This window comes from Carnobacterium pleistocenium FTR1 (assembly GCF_000744285.1).
Lineage (GTDB): Bacteria > Bacillota > Bacilli > Lactobacillales > Carnobacteriaceae > Carnobacterium_B > Carnobacterium_B pleistocenium.
The window spans coordinates 1,288,881-1,311,267 of record NZ_JQLQ01000002.1 but is presented as its reverse complement, the minus strand read 5'-3'; the positions used below and the strand labels follow the sequence as shown (position 1 = coordinate 1,311,267).

Annotated in this window: 15 protein-coding genes; 1 reads left to right on the top strand and 14 read right to left on the bottom strand. The window is 37.0% G+C overall.

Annotated elements, in window-relative coordinates; genetic code table 11:
• Window positions 1-833: 833 nt before the first annotated feature.
• The 5 genes from BP17_RS06335 to parE form a co-directional block, all read right to left on the bottom strand.
• Entirely contained in the window at window positions 834-1,763 is a 930-nt protein-coding gene (locus tag BP17_RS06335; protein WP_035052678.1) for a manganese-dependent inorganic pyrophosphatase, read from the bottom strand.
• A 162-nt stretch (window positions 1,764-1,925) separates the two neighbouring features.
• Window positions 1,926-2,687, bottom strand: a complete 762-nt coding sequence (pflA, locus tag BP17_RS06330; protein ID WP_035052676.1) for a pyruvate formate-lyase-activating protein — start codon at window positions 2,685-2,687, stop codon at window positions 1,926-1,928.
• A 31-nt stretch (window positions 2,688-2,718) separates the two neighbouring features.
• Window positions 2,719-4,947 carry a formate C-acetyltransferase gene (gene pflB / locus BP17_RS06325; RefSeq protein WP_035052674.1) on the bottom strand — a complete coding sequence of 743 codons (2,229 nt, stop codon included), beginning with the start codon at window positions 4,945-4,947 and terminating at the stop codon, window positions 2,719-2,721.
• Between the two features lie 255 nt (window positions 4,948-5,202).
• Window positions 5,203-7,653, bottom strand: coding sequence for a DNA topoisomerase IV subunit A (parC, locus tag BP17_RS06320; protein ID WP_035052672.1), 2,451 nt, complete (start codon window positions 7,651-7,653; stop codon window positions 5,203-5,205).
• Complete coding sequence (parE, locus tag BP17_RS06315; RefSeq protein ID WP_035052670.1) at window positions 7,643-9,643, bottom strand: DNA topoisomerase IV subunit B; 2,001 nt, start codon at window positions 9,641-9,643, stop codon at window positions 7,643-7,645. Before parE ends, parC begins: the two co-directional genes overlap by 11 nt.
• Before the next feature lie 481 nt (window positions 9,644-10,124).
• On the opposite strand from parE, the gene plsY reads away from it, so the two are divergent.
• A complete protein-coding gene (gene plsY / locus BP17_RS06310) occupies window positions 10,125-10,724 on the top strand; it encodes a glycerol-3-phosphate 1-O-acyltransferase PlsY (RefSeq protein WP_035055203.1) in 600 nt (199 codons plus the stop codon).
• 76 nt (window positions 10,725-10,800) lie between these two features.
• Here plsY and BP17_RS06305 read toward each other — a convergent pair whose 3' ends face one another.
• The 9 genes from BP17_RS06305 to recJ all read right to left on the bottom strand — a co-directional run bounded on the left by BP17_RS06305 (window position 10,801) and on the right by recJ (window position 21,924).
• Window positions 10,801-11,676: an aldose 1-epimerase family protein gene (locus BP17_RS06305; RefSeq protein ID WP_035052668.1), complete on the bottom strand. Its 876-nt coding sequence runs from the start codon at window positions 11,674-11,676 to the stop codon at window positions 10,801-10,803.
• A gap of 103 nt (window positions 11,677-11,779) precedes the next feature.
• Window positions 11,780-12,589, bottom strand: a complete 810-nt coding sequence (gene codY / locus BP17_RS06300) for a GTP-sensing pleiotropic transcriptional regulator CodY (protein WP_035052666.1) — start codon at window positions 12,587-12,589, stop codon at window positions 11,780-11,782.
• Window positions 12,590-12,608: 19 nt separating this feature from the next.
• Window positions 12,609-14,033, bottom strand: a complete 1,425-nt coding sequence (gene hslU / locus BP17_RS06295; protein ID WP_035055201.1) for an ATP-dependent protease ATPase subunit HslU — start codon at window positions 14,031-14,033, stop codon at window positions 12,609-12,611.
• Between the two features lie 18 nt (window positions 14,034-14,051).
• On the bottom strand, window positions 14,052-14,591 hold the full coding sequence (hslV, locus tag BP17_RS06290) for an ATP-dependent protease subunit HslV (RefSeq protein WP_035052664.1): 540 nt from the start codon (window positions 14,589-14,591) through the stop codon (window positions 14,052-14,054).
• Between the two features lie 31 nt (window positions 14,592-14,622).
• Window positions 14,623-15,522, bottom strand: coding sequence for a tyrosine recombinase XerC (gene xerC, locus BP17_RS06285; RefSeq protein ID WP_035052661.1), 900 nt, complete (start codon window positions 15,520-15,522; stop codon window positions 14,623-14,625).
• Between the two features lie 222 nt (window positions 15,523-15,744).
• Entirely contained in the window at window positions 15,745-17,823 is a 2,079-nt protein-coding gene (gene topA, locus BP17_RS06280) for a type I DNA topoisomerase (RefSeq protein ID WP_035052659.1), read from the bottom strand.
• A 266-nt stretch (window positions 17,824-18,089) separates the two neighbouring features.
• Window positions 18,090-18,959: a DNA-processing protein DprA gene (gene dprA / locus BP17_RS06275; RefSeq protein ID WP_035052657.1), complete on the bottom strand. Its 870-nt coding sequence runs from the start codon at window positions 18,957-18,959 to the stop codon at window positions 18,090-18,092.
• A gap of 341 nt (window positions 18,960-19,300) precedes the next feature.
• A complete protein-coding gene (locus tag BP17_RS06270; RefSeq protein WP_035055198.1) occupies window positions 19,301-19,813 on the bottom strand; it encodes an adenine phosphoribosyltransferase in 513 nt (170 codons plus the stop codon).
• A 23-nt stretch (window positions 19,814-19,836) separates the two neighbouring features.
• Window positions 19,837-21,924 (bottom strand): single-stranded-DNA-specific exonuclease RecJ, encoded by a 2,088-nt coding sequence (gene recJ / locus BP17_RS06265; protein ID WP_198022515.1) that lies wholly within the window; start codon window positions 21,922-21,924, stop codon window positions 19,837-19,839.
• Window positions 21,925-22,387 lie beyond the last annotated feature (463 nt).

Sequence of the window (22,387 nt, the reverse complement as noted above, 5' to 3'; positions counted from 1 at the left end):
TAAATGACTAGTCCAAAAATTCTGGCGGAATAGGGTTGCTTGTAGCCGTGCATGGGATTCAATGCGAATAAAAAAACGTTAACGCTTCAGCGATTACGGACTGTTGAGGCTTAAAAACCTTAAAACTGTGTTTTTCAGGCTTCAGGTGGTCCTCATGGCTTTACAAGCAAACCCGTACATTCCAGAAGAAATTTTCATCTTTACGTAGCTTTAACAGTTGATTTAGAGTCAAAATAGAAAATATATTAAATTGAAAATTGATACAGTTTGTAAAAATAAATTTTTCGGATAAAAATTAAGAAAATTAGTAGAAATAGATCTATAAGCATGTTGGCTTAGAAAACAAGCTATATTAAAATGTAATTTAACAGTTCTTTTATAATTATATATCCTATAAGCTATAGCTTGAAAATATCAGTAATGTTTATGCAAAGAACATCACAAAAAATAAATATTAATCAAGTAATTGAGTTTTAGTTGAAACCATAATTTAATTAGTCAAAATAGTTAAATTAACAACTAAAGAGAAGGAGTAGTATGTGTTACAGATCTATGGCTTTTTTATCTTTTTACTAGTTTACATAATATATATTATACAAAGTAGATATAAAGTAGTAATTTAGGGTTTTTGCTCATTTCGTGTCGATTTTGGACACTTTTAAGCTCAGTTACATTTCTTTAGTGACTCATTGTCTTTAAATTGCTTTTAAATGATTTTTAGTTCTTATCTAATGTAATCTAATTCATTCGAATAGCTTTTCAGTGTCGCTTTTTTATTTAGTAACAAAAAAACCTAATTCATGACTGAATTGTCATGAATTAGGTTTGCTATCTTATTTTGTTAATACTGCTGTTAATTGCGGTACAATTTGTTTCTTACGTGAAACGACACCTTTTAATAAAGCACGGTTATTTTCTAAAGTTATATTAAAGGCTTCTTCTACTGCGTTGATTGGATTTCCTAAAGCAAGGATCACTGAATCGCTATCTAAAATGTTTGTAACGACCAATATGAATAAATCGTAATGGTTAGAACGATTTTCGTTTAACATTGCTTTTTCTAATTCAGTTTGGATAGAAAGCACATCATTCACGTCGACAACATTGATTTGTGCAATCCGAACACTTTTATCAGCCATTGGAAAACTTTTAGCATCCATGTCTAATAATTCAGCTGCTGATTTATTGCTTAAGTCTGTTCCAGCTTTTAACATTTCAAGACCATATGAATCAATGTCAACTTCAGCGATTGCTGCAAGTTCTTTTGCAATCTTGATATCTTCATCGGTACAAGTTGGTGATTTAAATAATAATGTATCAGCGATAATTGCGGATACCATTAATCCGGCAATTTCTTTTGGAATAGCAATATCTTTTTCTTTAAATAACTTAGCGATAATCGTATTGGTACATCCTACAGGTTCTGCACGATAATACAAAGGATTAGCTGTTTCAAAATTAGAAATACGGTGATGATCAACGACAGATAAAACTTCAACAGATGCGATATCCTCTACACTCTGTTGGAATTCATTGTGATCTACCAGCATGACTTTATCTGTTTCGTTTGCTGCTGTTTTTATGACACGCGGTGCGTCAACTTTAAAATGATCTAAAGCGTACTGTGTCTCCTCACCTACTTCTCCTAATGCAACGGCTTCTGTTTCAAAACCCAGTTGATTTTGAAGATAAGCAAATGAAATAGCAGATGTGATGGCATCTGTATCCGGATTTCTATGACCAAAAACTAGTACTTTACTCATATTATTATCTCTCCTTTTAAATTATAGCTACCATTAAAATTTTAGCTTAAATAAGCCTGTTTAGCTAGTATTATCTTGCTTTTTAAAGAAATCTAGGTAAAAAAGAAACAATAATCCGGAAAGGTAGCGTTTCACCCTTTCAGTTTATTGCTTCTTTTTGATTTAAATTGTTTGGTAACCTTTGTACTCTTGTACACGTAATAGTTGATTTGCATTGTTGACTCGTTCAAGCGTAGGCGGTTCGATATCCTTTAATTTATAAGGAATATTTAGAGCTGCATACTTGTAGACACCTAATTTATGGTAAGGCAATATTTCTACTTTATAAACATTTCCTAGTGATTGAATAAACTCACTCAAACGCATCAAATCATGATCGTCGTCAGAACGTTCAGGAACTAACACATGACGAATCCAAACGGGTTTATTGATTTTTGATAAATAAGTGGCCATGTTTAAAATGTTTTCATTGCCATGCATCGTTAAGCGCTTATGTTTTTCATTGTCAATATGTTTGATATCAAATAAAAGTAAATCGGTATACTTCATAAGCTCTTCAAAGCGGCTAAAGAAAGGTTCATCGTAGGTAAACGGTTGGCCACAAGTATCCAAAGTTGTGTGTACGCCCTCTTCTTTTGCTTTTTTAAAGTACTCAATTAGAAAGTCGATATGCAACAGCGGTTCTCCTCCACTTACTGTAATGCCACCCTTACTACCCCAATATTCTCGGTAAGATAAGGCTTCTTCTAGTAATTCATCCGCTGTATAAGGAGTTCCACCACCCATATTCCACGTATCAGGATTATGGCAGAACTCGCAACGCATACGGCATCCTTGCATAAAAGTTACAAAACGAATACCTGGTCCATCTACTGATCCAAAACTTTCAGTGGAATGCACGTATCCAATTGCTGGTTCAGTCATATTAGCAACTCCTCTATGGTTTATTTAGTGGTTACATGCTTTCATGCATGGTACGATTAATAACTTCTAACTGTTGTTCACGTGTTAATTTAATAAAATTAACGGCATATCCTGATACACGAATCGTTAATTGAGGATAGTTTTCAGGATGATCCATTGCGTCAACTAATGTTTCACGATTAAAGACGTTAACGTTTAAATGGTGACCGCCTTTTTTGACATAGCCATCTAGCAAGCTAGATAAGTTTTCTTGTTGGATCTCATCTTCTTTACCTAAAGCTTTAGGTATAATAGAAAAAGTATTTGAGATGCCATCTAGTGAATATTTGTATGGGATTTTAGCTACTGAAGTCAAGCTAGCTAAAGCTCCATGAGTATCTCTGCCATGCATTGGGTTAGCACCAGGTGCAAAAGGTTCTCCAGAACGTCTTCCATCAGGAGTATTCCCTGTCTTCTTACCATACACTACGTTAGATGTAATTGTTAAAATTGAAGTAGTATGAACGGCATTGCGGTATGCTGGGTGTTTTTTAACTTTTGATATGAAAGCTTTTAACAACCAAATTCCAATTTCATCTGCACGATCATCATTATTTCCGAATTTAGGGTAATCGCCTTCTATTTCATAATCGATTACTAAACCGGTTTCGTCACGGATCGTTTTGACTTTTGCATATTTGATAGCAGATAATGAATCAATTGCTACTGAAAATCCAGCAATTCCAGTTGCCATCGTTCTAACAATTTCGCTATCATGTAGAGCCATTTCAATACGTTCATAAGAATATTTATCATGCATAAAATGAATGATGTTTAATGTATTTAGATACATACCAGCTACCCATTCCATCATGACGTCATATTTTTCCATTACTTCATCATAATCTAAATATTCAGAAGTAATTGATTGGTATTTTGGCGCAACTTGATCTTTTGTTCTTTCATCGACTCCACCATTGATTGCATATAAAAGTGTTTTAGCAAGGTTAGCTCGTGCACCGAAAAATTGCATTTGCTTCCCTATTTGCATAGCTGAAACACAACAAGCTATTCCATAGTCATCGCCCCACTCTAAGCGCATAATGTCATCGTTTTCATATTGGATTGCGCTTGAAACAATGGAAACTTTTGCACAGAATCTTTTAAATGCCTCTGGTAATCTGACTGACCACAATACCGTCAAGTTAGGTTCTGGAGCTGGTCCAAGATTTGATAATGTGTGTAAGAAACGATAGCTGTTTTTAGTGACCATGTGGCGGCCGTCATGCCCTACACCAGCTATAGCTTCAGTTACCCAAGTTGGGTCGCCTGAGAATAGGTCATTGTATTCAGGTGTACGTGCAAATTTTACTAAACGTAATTTCATAATGAAGTGGTCCGTAATTTCTTGCGCTTCAACTTCAGTAAGAACACCGCTAGCTAGATCACGTTCAATATAAATATCTAAAAAGGTAGATGTACGTCCTAATGACATTGCAGCTCCATTTTGTTCTTTAACAGCAGCTAGATAGCCTAGATATAACCATTGGAAAGCTTCTTGAGTCGTTTGAGCCGGTTGTGAAATATCGAAGCCATAAATTTGTCCTAATTCATTTAATTCGTTTAAAGAACGGATTTGTTCATTTAACTCTTCACGGTCACGAATGATGGTTTCACTCATAGTACCGTATCCTTTATCAGCTAAATCATGTTTCTTTTCTTGTATTAAACGATCTACACCATATAAAGCTACTCTTCTGTAATCTCCGATAATACGTCCACGACCATAAGCATCTGGTAAGCCTGTGATGATTCCGCTACGTCTGGCAGAACGAATTTCAGGTGTATACGCATCGAAAACACCTTGATTATGGGTTTTACGGTAGTCTCTAAAAATATGAGAAACTTCAGGGTCGATTTCATACCCATATGCTTCAGCAGCTAGTTCACTCATTCGAATCCCACCAAATGGTTGCAATCCACGTTTGAAAGGTTTTTCCGTTTGGAAACCGGCAATGCGTTCTAATTCTTTGTTTAAATAACCAGCTTTATGAGATACGATAGTTGACACTACTTTTGTATCCATATCTAGTACTCCGCCAGCATCACGTTCTTTTGTATTTAAATCCATCACTTGTTCCCATAAAGTTTCAGTTGCTTGTGTGGGTCCTTCTAAAAATTCATCTGTTCCATCATAAGGTTTATAATTTTGTTGAATAAAGTCTCGTACATTGATTTCTTCTTTCCATGTTTTCCCTTTAAAGCCCTTCCATTCTTCCATAATCAAAATTCCTCCTTTTAGTTGTTCAGTTAATCTAACAGATTCTTCATGCTCATTATAACACGAAATCTAATTAAATCAATTGGTTTGTAACAATTAATTAAGAAAATAACTTTATAAACGTTGATTTGAATGTGTTTATTGTTTTTTGGTCTATGTTTTTATTTTAGTATATTTTTTCACAAAAAAACTGTACTACTAAATAATGAAAACAGACAAAAAAAGTGTAGCTGATATACTACACTTTTTTGTCTGTTAATTATCTTTAGTTATTAAATCTTTTTTTACCTCAACAGGTGCGCCATCAGCAACTTCATCTAAAATAAAGGAGCCATTTGAGTAGCGATCGCTTATTGCATAAGAACGACTAGATAACTTAATTTCTTTTCCTTTGGCTGTTAGGATCGTGTATAAATCTTCCTTAGATGCTTCGAAAGCAAAAGCTACACGATGAGGATTTTTCTTCAGTTCTCTCAAGAGCAATAAGCCTCTCTTGGCCCTTCCAAGGGATTCAAAATCAAGGATATTCATTTTCTTGACCGAACCACGTTGAGTTAAAATCATTAATTCTGATTTTGAAGCTTCAACATCGATCAACACCCCATTCACAACATAGTCACCGTCTTTAAGGTTGATTGATTTCACACCTGCTGCTTTTGAACCAACAGAGGGAACTTCATCTAAAGAATAGCGTAATCCGAATCCTCTATTGGTGACTAAGAAAACGTCTTTTAATTCCGGTTGGTCTGTATAAATGATATTTATCAATTCATCGTTTACTGTTTTAAGTTTTATTGCTGAAAAAGATTTATTCTTATAGTTGCGCCCGATAACGTATTCTGAAACAGCCGTTTGCTTAATATACCCCTCTTTTGTGATGAAAGTGAATGTTGCAGGAGGTAGATTTTTTTCTAATCCAAAAACTTTTACAACGGTTTCGTCTGCTTCAAAAGCAATATTTTGCGATAAGTGATCTCCCATATCCTTCCATCTTAAATCAGAAATTTCATTAACTGGGCGGTAGATAATATTTCCTTTGCTGGTAAAGATCAACAGGTGATTCAATGTATTCAGCTGTTGAATATAAATTGGATAATCGCCTTCTTTGATTCCGATCTCATTCGGTTTAGAAGCCCCATATGAACGCAAACTGGTCCTTTTGATGTAGCCTTCTTTGGTAACTGAAACCATCACTTCTTCTGAAGCAATCAAAACTTCAGTATCGATTTTTAATTCTTCGATTTCAGCCTCAATGACAGTTAGTCGAGGAGAAGCATATTTTTTTCTCACTTCGATCAGTTCTTTTTTCATGATTTTATCCAGTTCCTTTGAACTAGCTAAAATTTTATTATAAGATAAGATATCTTTATTTAAAGAAGCAGCTTCATTTTCTAATGCTGTTATATCGGTATTGGTTAATCGATACAGTTGCAATGAAACAATAGCTTCAGCCTGGATTTCAGTGAAATCAAAACGCTCAATCAAATTGTCTTTGGCATTTTTCTTATCTTTACTGCTACGAATGGCCTCGATTACTTGGTCTAAAATAGATAAAGCTTTGATCAATCCAGAAACGATGTGTTGTCTGCTTTCAGCTTTACGAAGGTTATAGTTCGTTCGTCTAGTGATCACTTCTCGTTTATGATCCAAATAGGCTTGGATCATTCTAACAATGCCTACTTGCTTAGGTCTTTTTTTATCAATGGCCACCATGTTAAAATTATAAGCGACTTGTAGATCAGTATTTTTTAATAAGTAATTTAAAATACCACCTGCGTTAGCCTCTTTTTTTAATTCAATAACGATTTGAAGACCATTGCGGTCAGACTCATCACGGACTTCAGAAATGCCGTCAACTCTTTTATTCAAACGAATTTCATCCATTTTACGAACTAAAACAGCCTTATTCACTTCATAGGGAATTTCGTTGATGACGATTTGTTCTTTACCGCCTCTTACTTCCTCAATTCTTGTCTTAGAACGTACGATAACTTTTCCTTTTCCTGTCTCGTAGGCTTTTTTGACGCCATCTACGCCTTGAAGAATAGCTCCAGTTGGAAAATCAGGTCCCTTAACGTACTGCATCAAATCGTTCACAGACGCAGCAGGGTTATCAATTAAATGAATGGTTGCATCAATGATTTCTCCTAAATTATGCGGAGGAATATCTGTTGCATAACCGGCTGAGATACCAGTTGCTCCGTTTACTAGTAAGTTAGGGTAACTAGCAGGAAATACGGTTGGCTCTTCATCTGTATCATCAAAGTTTAAGATGAAGTCAACCGTTTCTTTATCAATGTCTCTTACTAATTCAGCAGAAATTTTGGATAGACGTGCTTCCGTATACCGCATAGCTGCCGGAGGATCTCCGTCCATACTCCCATTATTCCCGTGCATCTCAATCAATACTTCCCGTTGCTTCCAATCCTGGCTTAAACGTACCATGGCTTCATAGACACTGCTATCTCCATGTGGATGATAGTTCCCGATAACGTTTCCGACCGTTTTAGCTGATTTTCTAAAGCCCTTATCAGATGTATTGCCTTCTACATTCATGGCGTATAAGATTCGTCGTTGCACGGGTTTTAACCCATCTCGAATATCTGGCAATGCTCGTTCTTGAATAATGTATTTTGAATAGCGCCCAAAACGATCCCCCATGACTTCTTCCAAAGTTAATTCTTGGATCTCCGCTCTATTGTCCATTTTCGACACTTCCTTCATCTCCTGGTTCTATTTGATCCATAATTTGGCTATTTTCTAAAAGACTGCCGCCTTCTTCAAACGTAAATTCAACATGAGATTCGATCCATTTCCGTCTAGGTTCTACTTTATCTCCCATTAGAATAGAGATGCGTTTCTCAGCTTGAGCTGCATCATCGATTTTAACACGGATCAACGTTCGAGTTTCAGGATTCATCGTTGTATCCCATAATTGGTCCGCGTTCATTTCACCCAGACCTTTATACCGTTGTAAAATATAATTTTTGCCAAAATCTTTTGTTACTTGAATCAATTCATCATCTGTCCAAGCATACGCAATTTTTTCTTTTTTACTGCTTCCTTTTGATAATTTATATAGTGGTGGCATAGCTAAATAAATTTTCCCTGCTTCAAACAAAGGTTTCATGTAACGATAAAAGAAGGTTAGTAAAAGGGTTTGAATGTGTGCCCCATCGGTATCCGCATCCGTCATAATAATGATTTTATCGTAATTACAATCAGCGATATCAAATTCAGGTCCGACACCCGCACCAATCGTATAGATCATTGTACTGATTTCTTCATTTTTCATCACATCTTGCAATTTAGCTTTTTCCGTATTGATTACTTTTCCACGAAGCGGCAAGATGGCCTGAAACTTACGGTCTCGACCTTGTTTGGCCGAACCGCCAGCTGAATCTCCCTCAACTAAATACAATTCATTTCGTTTAGCATTTTTGCTTTGAGCAGGCGTTAATTTTCCAGACAAAAGTGTGTCATTTTTTTTGCGTTTCTTCCCATTACGGCTTTCTTCACGTGCTTTTCTAGCTGCATCACGTGCTTCGCGTGCCTTGAGCGCTTTACGGATCAACTGTTGGCTTAAATCGCCATTTTCAATCAAGTAATAACTCAATTGTTCACCGATGACAGTTTCAACAGCTGACCGGGCTTGAGGAGTCCCTAATTTACTTTTGGTTTGCCCTTCAAATTGCAACAGGTTTTCAGGGATACGAATAGAAATAACGGCTGCTAATCCTTCTCTAAAGTCAGTACCTTCTAAATTTTTATCTTTTTCTTTTAGTAAGTTAACCTTACGGGCGTATTCATTAAATGTTTTTGTAATGGCTGTTTTCATCCCTGCTTCATGTGTACCGCCGTCTTTCGTGCGCACATTGTTAACGAAAGATAAAATGGTTTCAGAGTAACCATCATTGTATTGAAAAGAAAATTCAGCCTCAATTTCGTTGTTCTCTCCTTCGAAATAGGCTACTGGTGTTAGATGATCTTTATCTTCATTTAAATATTTTACAAATTCCTTAATGCCTTCTTCATAATAAAAAACGTCTGATTGATCGTTTCGTTCATCACTTAATGTTATCCGTAGACCTTTTAGAAGAAAAGCCGATTCTCTTAAGCGCTCTGCTAAAACGTCATAGGATAAATTGACCGTTGTAAAGATTGTCGTATCGGGTTTGAAATGAACAACGGTCCCATTTTTTTCATTACTTGTTTTTATTTTCTTTAATGATCCTTTGGCTTTACCGCCATTCACAAATTTTTGTTGATAGTGGACACCGTCTCGAATGATCGTAACCGTAAGCCACTCAGAAAGTGCGTTGACCACACTTGCTCCCACACCGTGAAGTCCACCTGAGGTCTTGTACCCTCCTTGACCGAACTTACCACCGGCATGCAAGACTGTAAAAATAACTTGGACAGTTGGAATACCAGACGAATGGATTCCGATTGGCATCCCACGTCCGTTATCTTTAACACTGATACTATTGTCTTTGTGCAAAATCACGTTGATCTCGCTCCCAAAACCAGATAACGCTTCATCGACCGAATTGTCTACTATTTCATAGACGAGATGGTGTAAGCCTCGTGTATCCGTGGAGCCAATATACATACCCGGTCTTTTTCGTACAGCTTCTAGACCTTCTAATACTTGGATCGATTCATCATTGTAATCTTTACTTAATTCTTTTGGCATACTAAAACTCCTTAAGGCTTCAAAATAAAACCATCCATCCTTAGTTACCCAATAAACTAAAAATCGTTATTTTTAGCTGGATACAAGAAGATTCTTGCTTTATGTTTAAAGTTTTCTTTGGTCTCTTATTTTAATTGGTAATTAGGGTCAAGCCCATAATAGCATCAATCATCGTCTCATTGATTAAAGCGCCTTTTCAATCATACCTTAATATTCAGGGAATTTAAAGTAGTAAACGGCAAATCAGGCTAAAAAGGGGAACGTATTTTCGCCTTTTGTGCTAGAATTCTCTTTCATTAAACTATTTATTTTTTTGAATTGCAAGCTGATTAGCAATTTTTTTTTAAAGCCGGCTTTAGGCAGCGTAGTTATTGCCTTTTTTCTAGCCTTCCCATAGGAAAAGTGGTAAACTATTAAATACGTTAATTATCTATGTATATTACAATCCAAGGAGAGAATTTTGTTGGCTAAAATCATATTAATGTTTATTATTGCTTATTTGTTAGGTTCGATCCCTTCAGGTGTTTGGATCGGCACAAAATTTTATAAAAAAGATATCCGTCAGTTTGGCAGCGGCAACTCTGGGACGACTAATACCTTTAGAGTATTAGGAAAAACAGCAGGCATTTTTGTATTGTTGGCTGATGTATTAAAAGGAACCCTAGCTGCAAGTTTACCCTTGCTGTTCGACTTACCAATCAATCCTATGGTCATAGGTCTAGGAGCAGTACTTGGTCATACGTATCCTGTTTTTGCTCAATTTAAAGGTGGCAAAGCAGTTGCTACAAGTGCCGGAGTTCTGTTAGCTTACAATCCACCCTTTTTTATTTTTTGTGTAGGACTTTTCTTAGTGTTACTATTTCTAACAAGGATGGTTAGCCTTTCAAGTATTATTGCTCTGCCCATCATTGTCCTTTCTAGTTTATTCATAGGAGATTGGATCTTAACACTTATCGCCTTTATTTTAGCCCTTTTTATTATCTATAGGCATAGAGAAAATATCAAACGTATCCGAAATGGTACCGAAAGCAAAGTTCCATTTGGATTAGGATATAAAAAAGATAAAAAGAATTCGCTATAGTGAAATGTCTAACGCAACAAAAGGATCTGAGGAAAATCTCAGATCCTTTTTTTATCCACTCATTCCCATCAAGGAATCAACTTAGTGAGATCGTGTAGTTGGCAGAAAAAGTTTCTGCACCTTTCAGGCATTGAATGCCGATTTTTTCATTTAACTCGCCTGTAAAATCAGTTGTGTCTGCTACCCCAAACCAGGGCTCGATACAGACAAACGGGGCTTCTTTTTTAGGCGGTGACCAAATACCTACAAATGGAAAGTCTTCAAACGTCAACGAAACAGCATGAGGGGTCTTTTCAGAAAGAATTGAAAAAGTATTTTTGCCCTTTGCTTCATAAATTAAAGCATCGTTATCAAATAAAGTTCTTTTTAAGGCCATCTCTGTATTGGTTTGACCCAATGCCTTATGGTTTAAATCTAAATAAGAACCAACTAATGGAATCTGTTGACGCGTTTGTTTAGGTAACAAGCTTAAATGATAATCTTCAAACACCGTATCGCTTGTCAGTGGCACATTGAACCCAGGGTGAGCCCCAATGGAAAAATACAACTCTTCTGATGCATGCGTATTTTTCACAAAATAACTAACGTTAACGGTATTCTCTACCAAGGTATAGGTTAGAGTTAACTGAAAATCAAATGGATAGTATATCTTTGAATCAGGAGTAGCATAAGTCGTTAAACGGACCATAGTCGCGGTCTGTTCTTCTACTTGAAAATCACTATCTCTTGCAAAGCCATGTTGATTTAATGAATAATTTTTCCCTTTATACCGATACTGATCATTTTTCAAACGCCCTACGATTGGAAATAACACAGGTGACTTTCTGCCCCAAAAAGTAGGATCGCCCTGCCATAAGTATTCTATTCCCTCAGTAGGATTTTTAATACTTTGCAATTCAGCCCCTTTTGTAGAAATCGAAACAGTTAAAAGGTTGTTTTTTAATGAAATCATAGTAGTGCCTCCTTAGGTAAAGTTGTTGCATCCCCATATACCTTTAAAAATAATCCTTTGGTGAAAGTGCACTAAAGGATCACTCTCTTTGACAAGATGCTCATCAATGAATCGATTCTTTTTCTAACTCTTCAATGAATTTTGTGTTCTGTACTTTGATGTACGTTCCTTTCATTCCTAGCGACCTTGATTCGATAATGCCTCCGGATTCTAACTTACGTAAAGCATTCACAATAACTGAACGGGTGATGCCCACTTTATCAGCAACATTAGAAGCTGTTATCCGTCCCTCAGTACCGTCTAATTCTTCAAAAATGGCCTTAATAACCTTAAGTTCACTATAAGACAAGGTCTTGATAGCCATTTGAACAGTTGCTGTATTACGGACCGATTCTGCGATTTGAGTAGATTTCTTATACAGTATCTCGATTCCAACAACCGTAGCGGCATGCTCACCCAAAATCAAATCAGTATCATCGAATTTTGGCTGTAACCGTGCAAGTAAAAGGGTGCCTAAGCGTTCTCCTGCAACAAAAACAGGAATTATGGTTGTTAAACCTTCAACAAACATATCCCGTGTTTCGATTGGGAACATTGTATAGTCACTTTCGATGTCTATATTCGATCTCGTTTCGTAAATTTCTAACATGCTGCGGCTATATTTTGCTGGAAATTTTCTATCTTGCAGGATTTGTTTCACTCGTTCATTATTAATTTGATGTTTTTCATGGTAACCCAATAGATTTCCAACATCATCAATTAAATAAGTGTTTGCATCAAGAATATCTCCTAATACAATGGCCATAGCCGTAAAAGCTAATTCCCCGTCTACCGAAGTATCCGATTTTACGACTCCGCCTTTTGTTTGTAATAGGTTGTTGATCTTGCGCATTTTTTGCAGTAAATCATTCATGAGAAGCCTCCGTCATTCTTTACAAGATGTAGCGACTTAAATCTTTGTCTTCTACAATATGTTCAATTTTTTCATTTACATAATTTTCAGTGATCGTAATGTCACCCATTTGCATATCAGGAGCTTCAAAAAGCAAGTCTTCTAAAAGTTTTTCTAAGATGGTGTGCAACCTTCTCGCGCCAATGTTATCTGTTTCTTGGTTGACTCGATAGGCGATTTCAGCTAAGCGCTCAATCGACTCATACGTAAAGGTAATCTTAACATTTTCCGTTTCTAGCATGGCGATGTATTGTTTTAACAGCGCATTATTTGGTTCAGTTAAAATTTTAACAAAATCTTCTTTTGTTAGATCATCTAATTCAACACGAATAGGGAATCTTCCTTGTAGTTCAGGAATCAAATCACTCGGTTTAGACACATGGAATGCACCAGAAGCAATGAATAAGATATGATCTGTTTGGACAGGGCCGTATTTAGTACTAACTTGTGAGCCTTCAACAATCGGTAAGATATCGCGTTGAACACCTTCTCTAGAGACGGTCCCACTATTTTGATTTTTTGAAGTGATTTTATCAAATTCATCAATAAAAATAATGCCGGCGTTTTGTGCTAAGTCAACGGCCATCGAATGAATGTCTTCTGAATTGACCAATTTTGCTGATTCCTCTTGGAGAAAGAGCTCGATAGCTTTTTTTACAGTAACTGTTCGTTTGATTTTTGTCTTAGGACGTAAAGCTCCTAACGTTTCGTTTAAATCGATGCCCATTTGTTCTAAGCCGGCACCCATAGGAGAGTTCGTGGCTTTTTTTTGACTTTCAACTCGAATAGTTACTTCTCGTTCGTCTAGAACCCCATTGCGAATCTGTTGTTTCATTTTTTCCCGATCCGTCGAAATCGCTTCTGTTACTTCTTCTTCCACTTCTTCTTCCTCTTGTGGAGCTAATTGATTGGGATCTACACCCATGTTCTTAAACATAGCCTCAAACGGATTCGCACTGGTACTTTGTTTTTTTTCTTTTTTAATACCGGGTATCAATAGTTTAACAATACGGTCAATGGCATTTTTTTCTGCTTGTACGTAAACACTTGAGTATTGTTGTTTTTCGACAATTTGAATAGAAGCTTCTACTAAATCACGGACCATGGACTCAACGTCGCGTCCAATATACCCAACTTCGGTAAATTTCGTAGCTTCAACTTTTATAAACGGTGCTTGAACGATTGTTGCTAAACGTCGAGCAATTTCCGTTTTCCCAACGCCGGTCGCGCCGATCATCAATAAATTTTTAGGTGTGATTTCTTTTTGCATATCTTCGGATACTTTCAACCGTCTTTGACGGTTGCGTAAAGCTACAGCAACCGATTTTTTTGCCATAGTTTGGCCAATAATGTATTTGTCTAATTCAGCAACGATTTCTCTTGGAGTCATATCCTCTTTAGTCATCATCATCTTTTTCACTCCTTATAGTTCTTCCACAATAATATTGTGATTCGTAAAGACACAAATGTCTGCAGCTGTATTTAAGCTTTCCTTTGCAATTTGGGCTGCTGTTAAATCTTTGCCGAGTTTCTTTAATGCTCTACCGGCTGCGAGTGCGAAGTTTCCGCCTGAACCGATGGCTAATATGCCATCATCTGGTTGGATCACTTCGCCGCTGCCAGATACCATTAACATTTCTTCTTTGTTCATGACGATCAGTAAAGCTTCTAATTTTTGCATGGCACGATCTGTACGCCATTCTTGAGCCAATTCTACAGCTGCACGCGTCAGATTTCCTTTGTATTCATGTAATTTAGCTTCAAATTTTTCTTCCAAGGTAAAGGCATCAGCAACACTTCCAGCAAATCCAACCAGTACTTCATCATTATAGATTCGGCGAACTTTTCGAGCAGTGCTTTTCATGATTACCTGCTCACCCATGGTTACTTGACCATCCCCAGCCATTGCACATTTTCCATCGTGTTGAATAGCAAAAATCGTTGTTGCGTGAAATTCTGTCATTATTTTTTTCCTCCAGTCAATTAGCCATTTCTTAAGCTCTTGGGTGAAATTGGCGGTAATTTTTTTGTAAATGCTCTTTCGTGACATGTGTATATATTTGAGTCGAAGATAAACTGGCATGTCCCAATAATTCTTGCACGGTCCGCATATCTGCTCCATTATTCAATAAATGCGTTGCAAATGAATGACGCAACATATGCGGATGAATATCAGAAGTTAAACTGCTTTTTTTGATTACTTGGTTTAGTACATATTCGATCCCGGTCGCTGTGATCGGATCTCCATGATGGTTAACGAATAAGAATTCATGATTCTTTTTATATTTTGTCATTAGTGGCGTGCGACTTTTCTCCATGTACTCACGCATAGCTACAGCAGCATAGTGACCAAAGGGAACATAACGTTCTTTGTTTCCTTTGCCGTGAATCAATAAAACGCTTAAATCAAAATCGATATCTCTTAGCTCGATCCCACTGCATTCACTTACTCGAGTGCCGGTTCCATAAAGAACTTCAAGGATCGCCTCGTTTCTAAAATCTAACGGTCCTTCGCCTTTTACAGCTTCAAAAAGAGCATCCATTTCTTTCTCATAAAAAAATTTAGGCAAACGAAGCGTTTTCTTTTTTAAATGAATGTAAGAAAATGGATTATCCTTAACTAATTGATTTTTTAATAAAAATTGGTAAAAGGCTCGTAAACTTGAAATTTTTCTTGAAACGCTATTTCGACTTAATCCTTTTTCATTTAATTCGCCTAAATAGATGCGCACATCTTGCAGAGTCACACTAGTATACATTGTGTCACCCGTTTGAGCTAAAAATCGTTCAAAATGCGTAATATCTTCTTCGTAAGCTTTTTTGGTCAGCTCAGAATAATGCCTTTCGGTAATCAAATACTGTAAAAAAGTCGCTTTAGCTGCTTGATCTACCAAAAATCATCCCTCCACTCTTACAACAAAATTACCTTATCACACAACTATTTAGATTACAATCGATTAAGATTTAAATTAATTGAATTTTAAACCAACAGGGTTATTTTCAACTATTTGTTACTCATTAAGGTTCATTTCAGTTGTCGCGAGTGACTTTCGTCTAAAAAAGCTAGTTAAGTAAGAGCAACTTTCTCTCTCGCTTAACTAGCTTTGCTGTTCAATTTATTTTTGGACTTCTTCTTTGTAGTCACAATGGCTGCACACAACTTGTTTGCTGCCTTTTGCTTTTTTCTCAACTAAATAATGATCACATTTTGGACAGTTACGACCAACGGGTTTATCCCAGGAAACAAATTCGCATGTCGGGTAACGATCACACCCATAAAAGAGACGATTTTTCTTAGATTTACGCTCGATCACATGGCCTTCACCACAGACTGGGCAAGCGACCCCTATTTCTTTCACGATTGGTTTTGTATTGTGACACTCTGGGAAATTACTACAAGCATAGAATTTTCCGTAGCGTCCTAATTTGATCACCATCGGATGACCGCAAAGTTCACAATCAAAGCCAGCAGGTTCATCTTTGATCTGAACTTTTTCCATGTTTTCTTCTGCTTTTTCAACTTCAACAGCGAAGGGTTTGTAGAATTGGTCAATCACCTTTTCCCACTCTTTGTTGCCTTCTTCTACCTCATCTAGATCCTTCTCCATATCGGCAGTAAAGTGGACGTCGACGATATGTGGGAAGAATTCATTGATCAGACCATTGACGATTCCGCCTAATTCAGTCACTTCAAATCGTTTGTTTTGCAGTTTAACGTAATACCTACGTTGGATCGTCTCCAACGTTGGCGCATAGGTAGATGGACGTCCTACACCATTTTCTTCCAAAATACGAATCAAGGTCGATTCAGAGAACCGAGCAGGCGGTTGGGTGAAATGTTGTTTGGGTTCGATATCGATCGACTTAACTTTGTCGCCTTGTTCCATATCTGGTAAAAGATTTTCTTTCTCTTCTTTTCCTTCATCATTGCCTTCAATATATACTTTTTGGTAACCTGGAAATTTGATCTTAGAACCATTTGCTCTAAAGTAAATATCTTTTTGAGCGATATCTACTTTCATTGTATCGAATACAGCCGGTGTCATTTGGCTAGCTACCAATCTTGACCAGATAAGATTATACAATTTGTATTGATCTTTTGTTAGATACTTTTCAATCTCCTTAGGGGTCCGCATGACGCTAGATGGTCGAATCCCTTCATGAGCATCTTGATCGTTTTCAGCTTTTTTTCCGGTTCGTGGTTTAGAGGCCGCATATTCAGGTCCAAATTCTTTAATAATGTATTCCGCAACATCGTTTTTAGCAGAAAGCGCGATTCGAGTAGAATCCGTCCGCATGTAAGTGATCAGACCAATCGATCCGCCACGGCCCATTGAGATCCCTTCATAGAGCTGTTGAGCAACCATCATTGTTTTACGTGTTCTAAAATTTAATTTCCTAGCGGCTTCTTGTTGCAGACTACTGGTCTTAAACGGAAGAGCAGGATTTCTTAAGCGTTCTTTTTTTGTAACCGACATAACTTCGAATTGATCGCCATCTAGTTCTTTAATTATTTTTTGTACCTCTTCGGCATTGCTTAAACTCTGTTTTTTCCCTTTTAGTCCATAAAAACTCGCTTTGAATTTCTTTTTGTCCTTTTTAAAATTGGCTCCGATCGACCAATATTCTTCAGGTTTGAATTGATTGATCTCTTCTTCTCGCTGACAGATCAATTTTAGTGCTACCGATTGGACTCTTCCAGCGCTTAATCCTTTTTTTACTTTTTTCCATAAAATAGGACTGATGGTATACCCTACAAGTCGATCCAAGATTCTTCGAGCTTGTTGTGAATTGACTAAGTCCATATTGATGGAACGCGGTTCTTTGAAAGCATTTTTAACGGCTTCTTTGGTAATTTCATTAAAAACGACACGGTTTTTATCTTCTACATCCAAGCCTAGTAAGAAACTTAAATGCCAAGCAATGGCTTCCCCTTCTCTATCCGGGTCAGCTGCGAGAAAAATTTTTTCAGCTTTTTTTGCATGTTTTTTTAATTCCTTGATTAAAGGACCTTTTCCTCGAATAGAAATATATTCAGGTTGATAATTATTTTCAACATCAACAGCCATACGACTTTTAGGCAGATCACGAATATGTCCCAAACTAGCTACGACTTTATAATTTCGGCCTAAATATTTTTCAATTGTTTTTGCTTTAGCTGGTGATTCAACAATCACTAGGTATTTATATGCCAATGAAATGCTCCTCTCAAATGAGCGTAAATTTTATTAATACAGTCGTTCTCTAATCTATAATTGAAATCGTTAATCATCTTATGCTATCTTTGGGCACTTTGTCAACCATCCTTATTTATTTTTGTTTAGAAAAATAGTTTATAATAGAAGAAAAAAATCAAAAATCTCTCTTGAAACCCGTTACTTTCCCGTTCTTTAGCCTTTTATTTATCCGTACAAAAAAACTTCAAAAAAACAGTTCTACTGTCTCTCTAAAGTTGATTTTTTTAACGCTCCAGCTCTTCTAAAATATGGTCAGCAGTCAAAACACTTTTTGCGCCATGCAAAATTAAATCATTTGTCCCTTCTGAATAAGGATTGGTGATATTTCCAGGTACTGCGAAAACTTCACGTCCTTCTTGCAGTGCTATATTAGCTGTAATCAAACTGCCACTGCGATACTTAGCTTCAATAACCAATGTGCCTAAAGAAAGACCAGCAATGATTCGGTTTCTCATAGGGAAGTGTTGCTTCAAGGGTTTTGTTCCTAAAGGATACTCTGAAATGAGCAAATGGTCCTTAGCAATCTCTTTCTGTAATTTTTCATTTTCAAAAGGATAAAATTGATCTAGTCCTGTTCCTATAATGGCAATCGTTTGGCCACCTAGTTCAATTGTTTTTTTGTGGACTCTCTGATCGATGCCTTTAGCTAAACCACTAACGGTGATGATATCGTTCGTGATTAATCTAGGCAGTAAAAGTGCTAGTGCTTCTTCCCCATAGACGCTATTTAAACGAGATCCAACAATCGCCAACAATTTTCCGTTTAGTAAAGTGAGATCTCCTTGATAAAATAATAAAGCGGGTGGATTGTAAATATGCCTTAAATATTCTGGATAGGCTTGATCCAGAATTGAGACCCACTTAACTTGCCTCTTTTGGTAGTCTGCTAACACCTTTTCTAGTTGAATAGCCGCAAAACTTTCAATAAACAATTTTTTGTTAGCTGCATTTAGTTGCGCACAGCTGGCTAAATCATAAGCGGTTAAATGAGAATCATCTATCAGAGATGAGATCATACGAATACGACTAGTAGCCCCAATTCCTTTACATAATGTTAGGTGAAACACTGTTTGATCAAGACTTATGGTTTGCATCTTGTACGCTCCTTTAGTAGTGCAAAATTAGTTATTCGGTTAAAGTTAACTTCCGCAAATTAAATAAGAAAGCATTAAAAAACTCTAGAAGATTTCTCTACTAGAGTTTTTCGGCTATAAATTTTTTGGTGTGGATAAATAAATGAATTAAATGACTCACTTAAAAATTCTTGTGGAATAGGGTTACACAGCTTTAGCGCTTCAGCGATTAGGCTTCAGGTGTTCCCTTGGCTCCAAGCTAACCCGTACATTCCAAAAGAATCTTTATCTTGAAATAGCCATACCATTTGATTTAGAGTCAATTTTCCAAGTCATTTATGCGATAAACGAGGGTAAATTTATTAATACTCCATTAAAGCAAAAATATCGTATCCTTTAATTTTGTCACGACCGCTCAGATCTTTTAGTTCAACTAGAAAAGCTGTACCAACAACTTCTCCACCTAGTTTTTCAATCAATTCGATCGTTGCAGCAATCGTTCCACCAGTGGCTAATAAATCGTCACAAACAAGAACTTTTTGCCCAGGTTTGATAGCATCTTGATGAATCTGCAAAGTATCTTCGCCATATTCTAATCCATAAGTCACTTCGATGGTTTTACGAGGCAATTTTCCTTTTTTCCGAGCAGGTGCAAATCCGATTCCCAATTCATAAGCTACTGGACAGCCAACAATAAAGCCACGCGCTTCAGGTCCAACGATCATTTCAACGCCTTTGTCTTTGGCATATTTTACTATTTCATTTGTAGCAAAACTGTAAGCCGCTCCATCAGCCATTAAAGGCGAAATGTCACGAAAGATGATTCCTTTTTCTGGGTAGTCTGGGACATCCGCAATATATTTTTTTAAATCCATTGAAAATTTTCCTCCATTCAATTTTAAGGCATTTCCTTTACTTGTTGTTTCAGCCAATCTTCTAACTCAGAAAAATGACTGTAAACAAAGAAATTTTCTGATTGAATCTGTTTTAGTCGTTTTTGATAAGTTTTTGCTTGGTCTAACGCTCTTTTTTCAACACTTGTATTGGCATTCATTACACCATCTGCTATTGTAACAAATCCTATCTCTAAAAACACTGAAATAATAAAAATCATGTTCGCTTCTTTTATTTTTAAATGCGTGGCTAATAAATTCAATTTATTTCTAACATCAATATCCACATGTGCAGCAGTGTATTTAAAGACTTGCCCAAATTGAGCTCGAGTTGGCATACCGTTTAAATAAAGTTCTTCACGGCTGTAAAAACAAGCAATAATTTTTTCTGGGTTAGATGCGCTTAATAAATTTTTGACCCATTCACTATCAGAAGGACAATCAACAAAAATCAGTTGATTTGTTGTCATTTTAAACTGAGTTAGTGCTTCTTGGTCCCGTAAGTGATGACCGTAGCTAGTATCCGGCAAAAGATGGCCATATTTTTCAAAATTCAGTTGGTCAAAAAAGATAAAGTCTGCGTGATCCGTATTCCATAATGTGGCCGGAATATGAGTACTTCTCGAATCGAAAACTTGTACGCCTTCAATCGCGATATCTTCTAACATCAACTGTGTTTTACGTGCTCCATTCCATTCATTGATAGCTAATTTCCCAATGACAGAAACGTCTGAATGTAAGCCGATTTCATCTGTAACAGAACCAAATTGGAAGCCGATAACATCTAAAGAAACATTTTCTTCAACCAGTTTCATTTTTAAATGGGATTGATCGCCACCAATCCGACGAACATCTTGAGATGCCACATTTTTGAAAAGAAACGTTGGCTTACGATTGTCTGTACCAAAAGGAGCCAAGCGACTCAATTCTTCGACTACCTCTACCGTAGCTTCTGCTAGCTTCAGTTGCCCATCTAATGGTGTTTCTTCCCCCAGCTCCTCTGAAAGACCCGTTTCTGTGGCATAGTGGTTTAGTTCATGTTGGAGATTTTCGATGTTTTCTAAAGGAATGGTCAGGCCAGCTGCCATATGGTGTCCGCCAAAAGTAGTTGTGAGTTGACGAGCACTATCTAATGCATGATACAAATGGAATGTCGGTATACTTCTTCCAGAGCCTTTTGCCAAACCCTTAGCTTTATCGATTGTCATAATAAGTGTCGGTTTTCCAGTTTTCCCAACGACTTTACTCGCAACGATCCCTAATACACCTTCATGCCAGTTTTCTTTTGCTAAAACATATACAGCTGAGTCGGAATCCAATTCTTCGATCATCTGAAAAGCTTCATTTGTTATCGCAGAAACATAAGCTTGACGTTCCGTATTTTTTTCTTGGACCAACTGTGCTAAAGATAGTGCTTCATCATCATCAAAAGTGGTCAACAATTCTACCGCAGGAGCTGCATCACCTAGACGTCCTACTGCATTCAGGCGTGGTCCTATGATAAATCCAATGGATTCTTCGTCAATGTCTTCTCGTTTGATTTTTGCTAATTTAAACAAAGCGCTCAAGCCAATACGTTGGGTATTCTTTAAAACAACTAATCCTTGCATAACTAAAGCTCGATTTTCATCGGTTAACGAAACTAGATCAGCAACAGTCCCTATAGCGACTAGATCCAACAATTCAACAGGCATCTCGCCTAATAAAGCGGTTGCCAGCTTAAACGCTACACCAACTCCAGCTAATTCTCCAAAAGGATATGAACCTTTTGGATGTCTAGGATGCACCACAGCATAGGCTGCCGGTAATACAGTTGGTAATTCGTGGTGATCCGTTACAATGACATCAATTCCTAAAACTTTTGCTCGCTCGATTGCAGCATGCCCAGCAACACCGTTATCACACGTTACAATAAGTTGCGTGCCTTGTTCAATCAACCGCTCAAAAGCTGCTGTATTCGGTCCATATCCATCTGTGAAGCGATTTGGGATGTAATAGTTCACTTCTCCCCCTATCATCTCAATCGTTTCTTTTAAAACGGCGGTACTTGTGACTCCATATAGTGATAGGTAACCCTTTGAAGTTATCTTCAAGTTTTCCCCCACTCCACACCGTGCATGAGACTTTCACCTCACACGGCGTTCCATCGTTTTAGCCTGTATGCTTACTGAATCTTTGCGAAAAAACCATTAAAAAAGGTATGATTGCTAGAAAAATAGTCTGCATAATCAGTCATAAAACGACTCGAGCCCCTCCCTCCACTGGTTGTTATCCCAGCTTCATTGGTACTATGGCTCTACTTTCACTTAGATAAATTAGCTTATTGTACTCTTACGAGATTTTCGTCTAAATTGTTTCATTTGCTGGTAAAAGCATCCACATTCTAAGCTTCATACGTTCCGATTAAATTATCTTGTTCTATAAATCCTTAGGTTTTTTCTATGAGCCGTCGCACTTGAACCATCCCTGTAAGATGGTATGGTATTTCATAACGTCAGATTTTTACTCTACCACATGCAAATAAGATCAGCTTTTGGTGCAATCTTAACGGTGCAT

Excerpts from the sequence above, each read along its gene's own strand:
- BP17_RS06335 (WP_035052678.1), bottom strand. The coding sequence starts at position 1,763 with ATGAGTAAAGTACTAGTTTTTGGTCATAGAAATCCGGATACAGATGCC.
- parE (WP_035052670.1), bottom strand. The coding sequence starts at position 9,643 with ATGCCAAAAGAATTAAGTAAAGATTACAATGATGAATCGATCCAAGTA.
- BP17_RS06305 (WP_035052668.1), bottom strand. The coding sequence starts at position 11,676 with ATGATTTCATTAAAAAACAACCTTTTAACTGTTTCGATTTCTACAAAA.
- hslV (WP_035052664.1), bottom strand. The coding sequence starts at position 14,591 with ATGACAGAATTTCACGCAACAACGATTTTTGCTATTCAACACGATGGA.
- pflA (WP_035052676.1), bottom strand. The coding sequence starts at position 2,687 with ATGACTGAACCAGCAATTGGATACGTGCATTCCACTGAAAGTTTTGGA.
- pflB (WP_035052674.1), bottom strand. The coding sequence starts at position 4,947 with ATGGAAGAATGGAAGGGCTTTAAAGGGAAAACATGGAAAGAAGAAATC.
- hslU (WP_035055201.1), bottom strand. The coding sequence starts at position 14,033 with ATGACTAAAGAGGATATGACTCCAAGAGAAATCGTTGCTGAATTAGAC.
- plsY (WP_035055203.1), top strand. The coding sequence starts at position 10,125 with ATGTTTATTATTGCTTATTTGTTAGGTTCGATCCCTTCAGGTGTTTGG.
- parC (WP_035052672.1), bottom strand. The coding sequence starts at position 7,653 with ATGGACAATAGAGCGGAGATCCAAGAATTAACTTTGGAAGAAGTCATG.
- codY (WP_035052666.1), bottom strand. The coding sequence starts at position 12,589 with ATGAATGATTTACTGCAAAAAATGCGCAAGATCAACAACCTATTACAA.
- BP17_RS06270 (WP_035055198.1), bottom strand. The coding sequence starts at position 19,813 with ATGGATTTAAAAAAATATATTGCGGATGTCCCAGACTACCCAGAAAAA.
- dprA (WP_035052657.1), bottom strand. The coding sequence starts at position 18,959 with ATGCAAACCATAAGTCTTGATCAAACAGTGTTTCACCTAACATTATGT.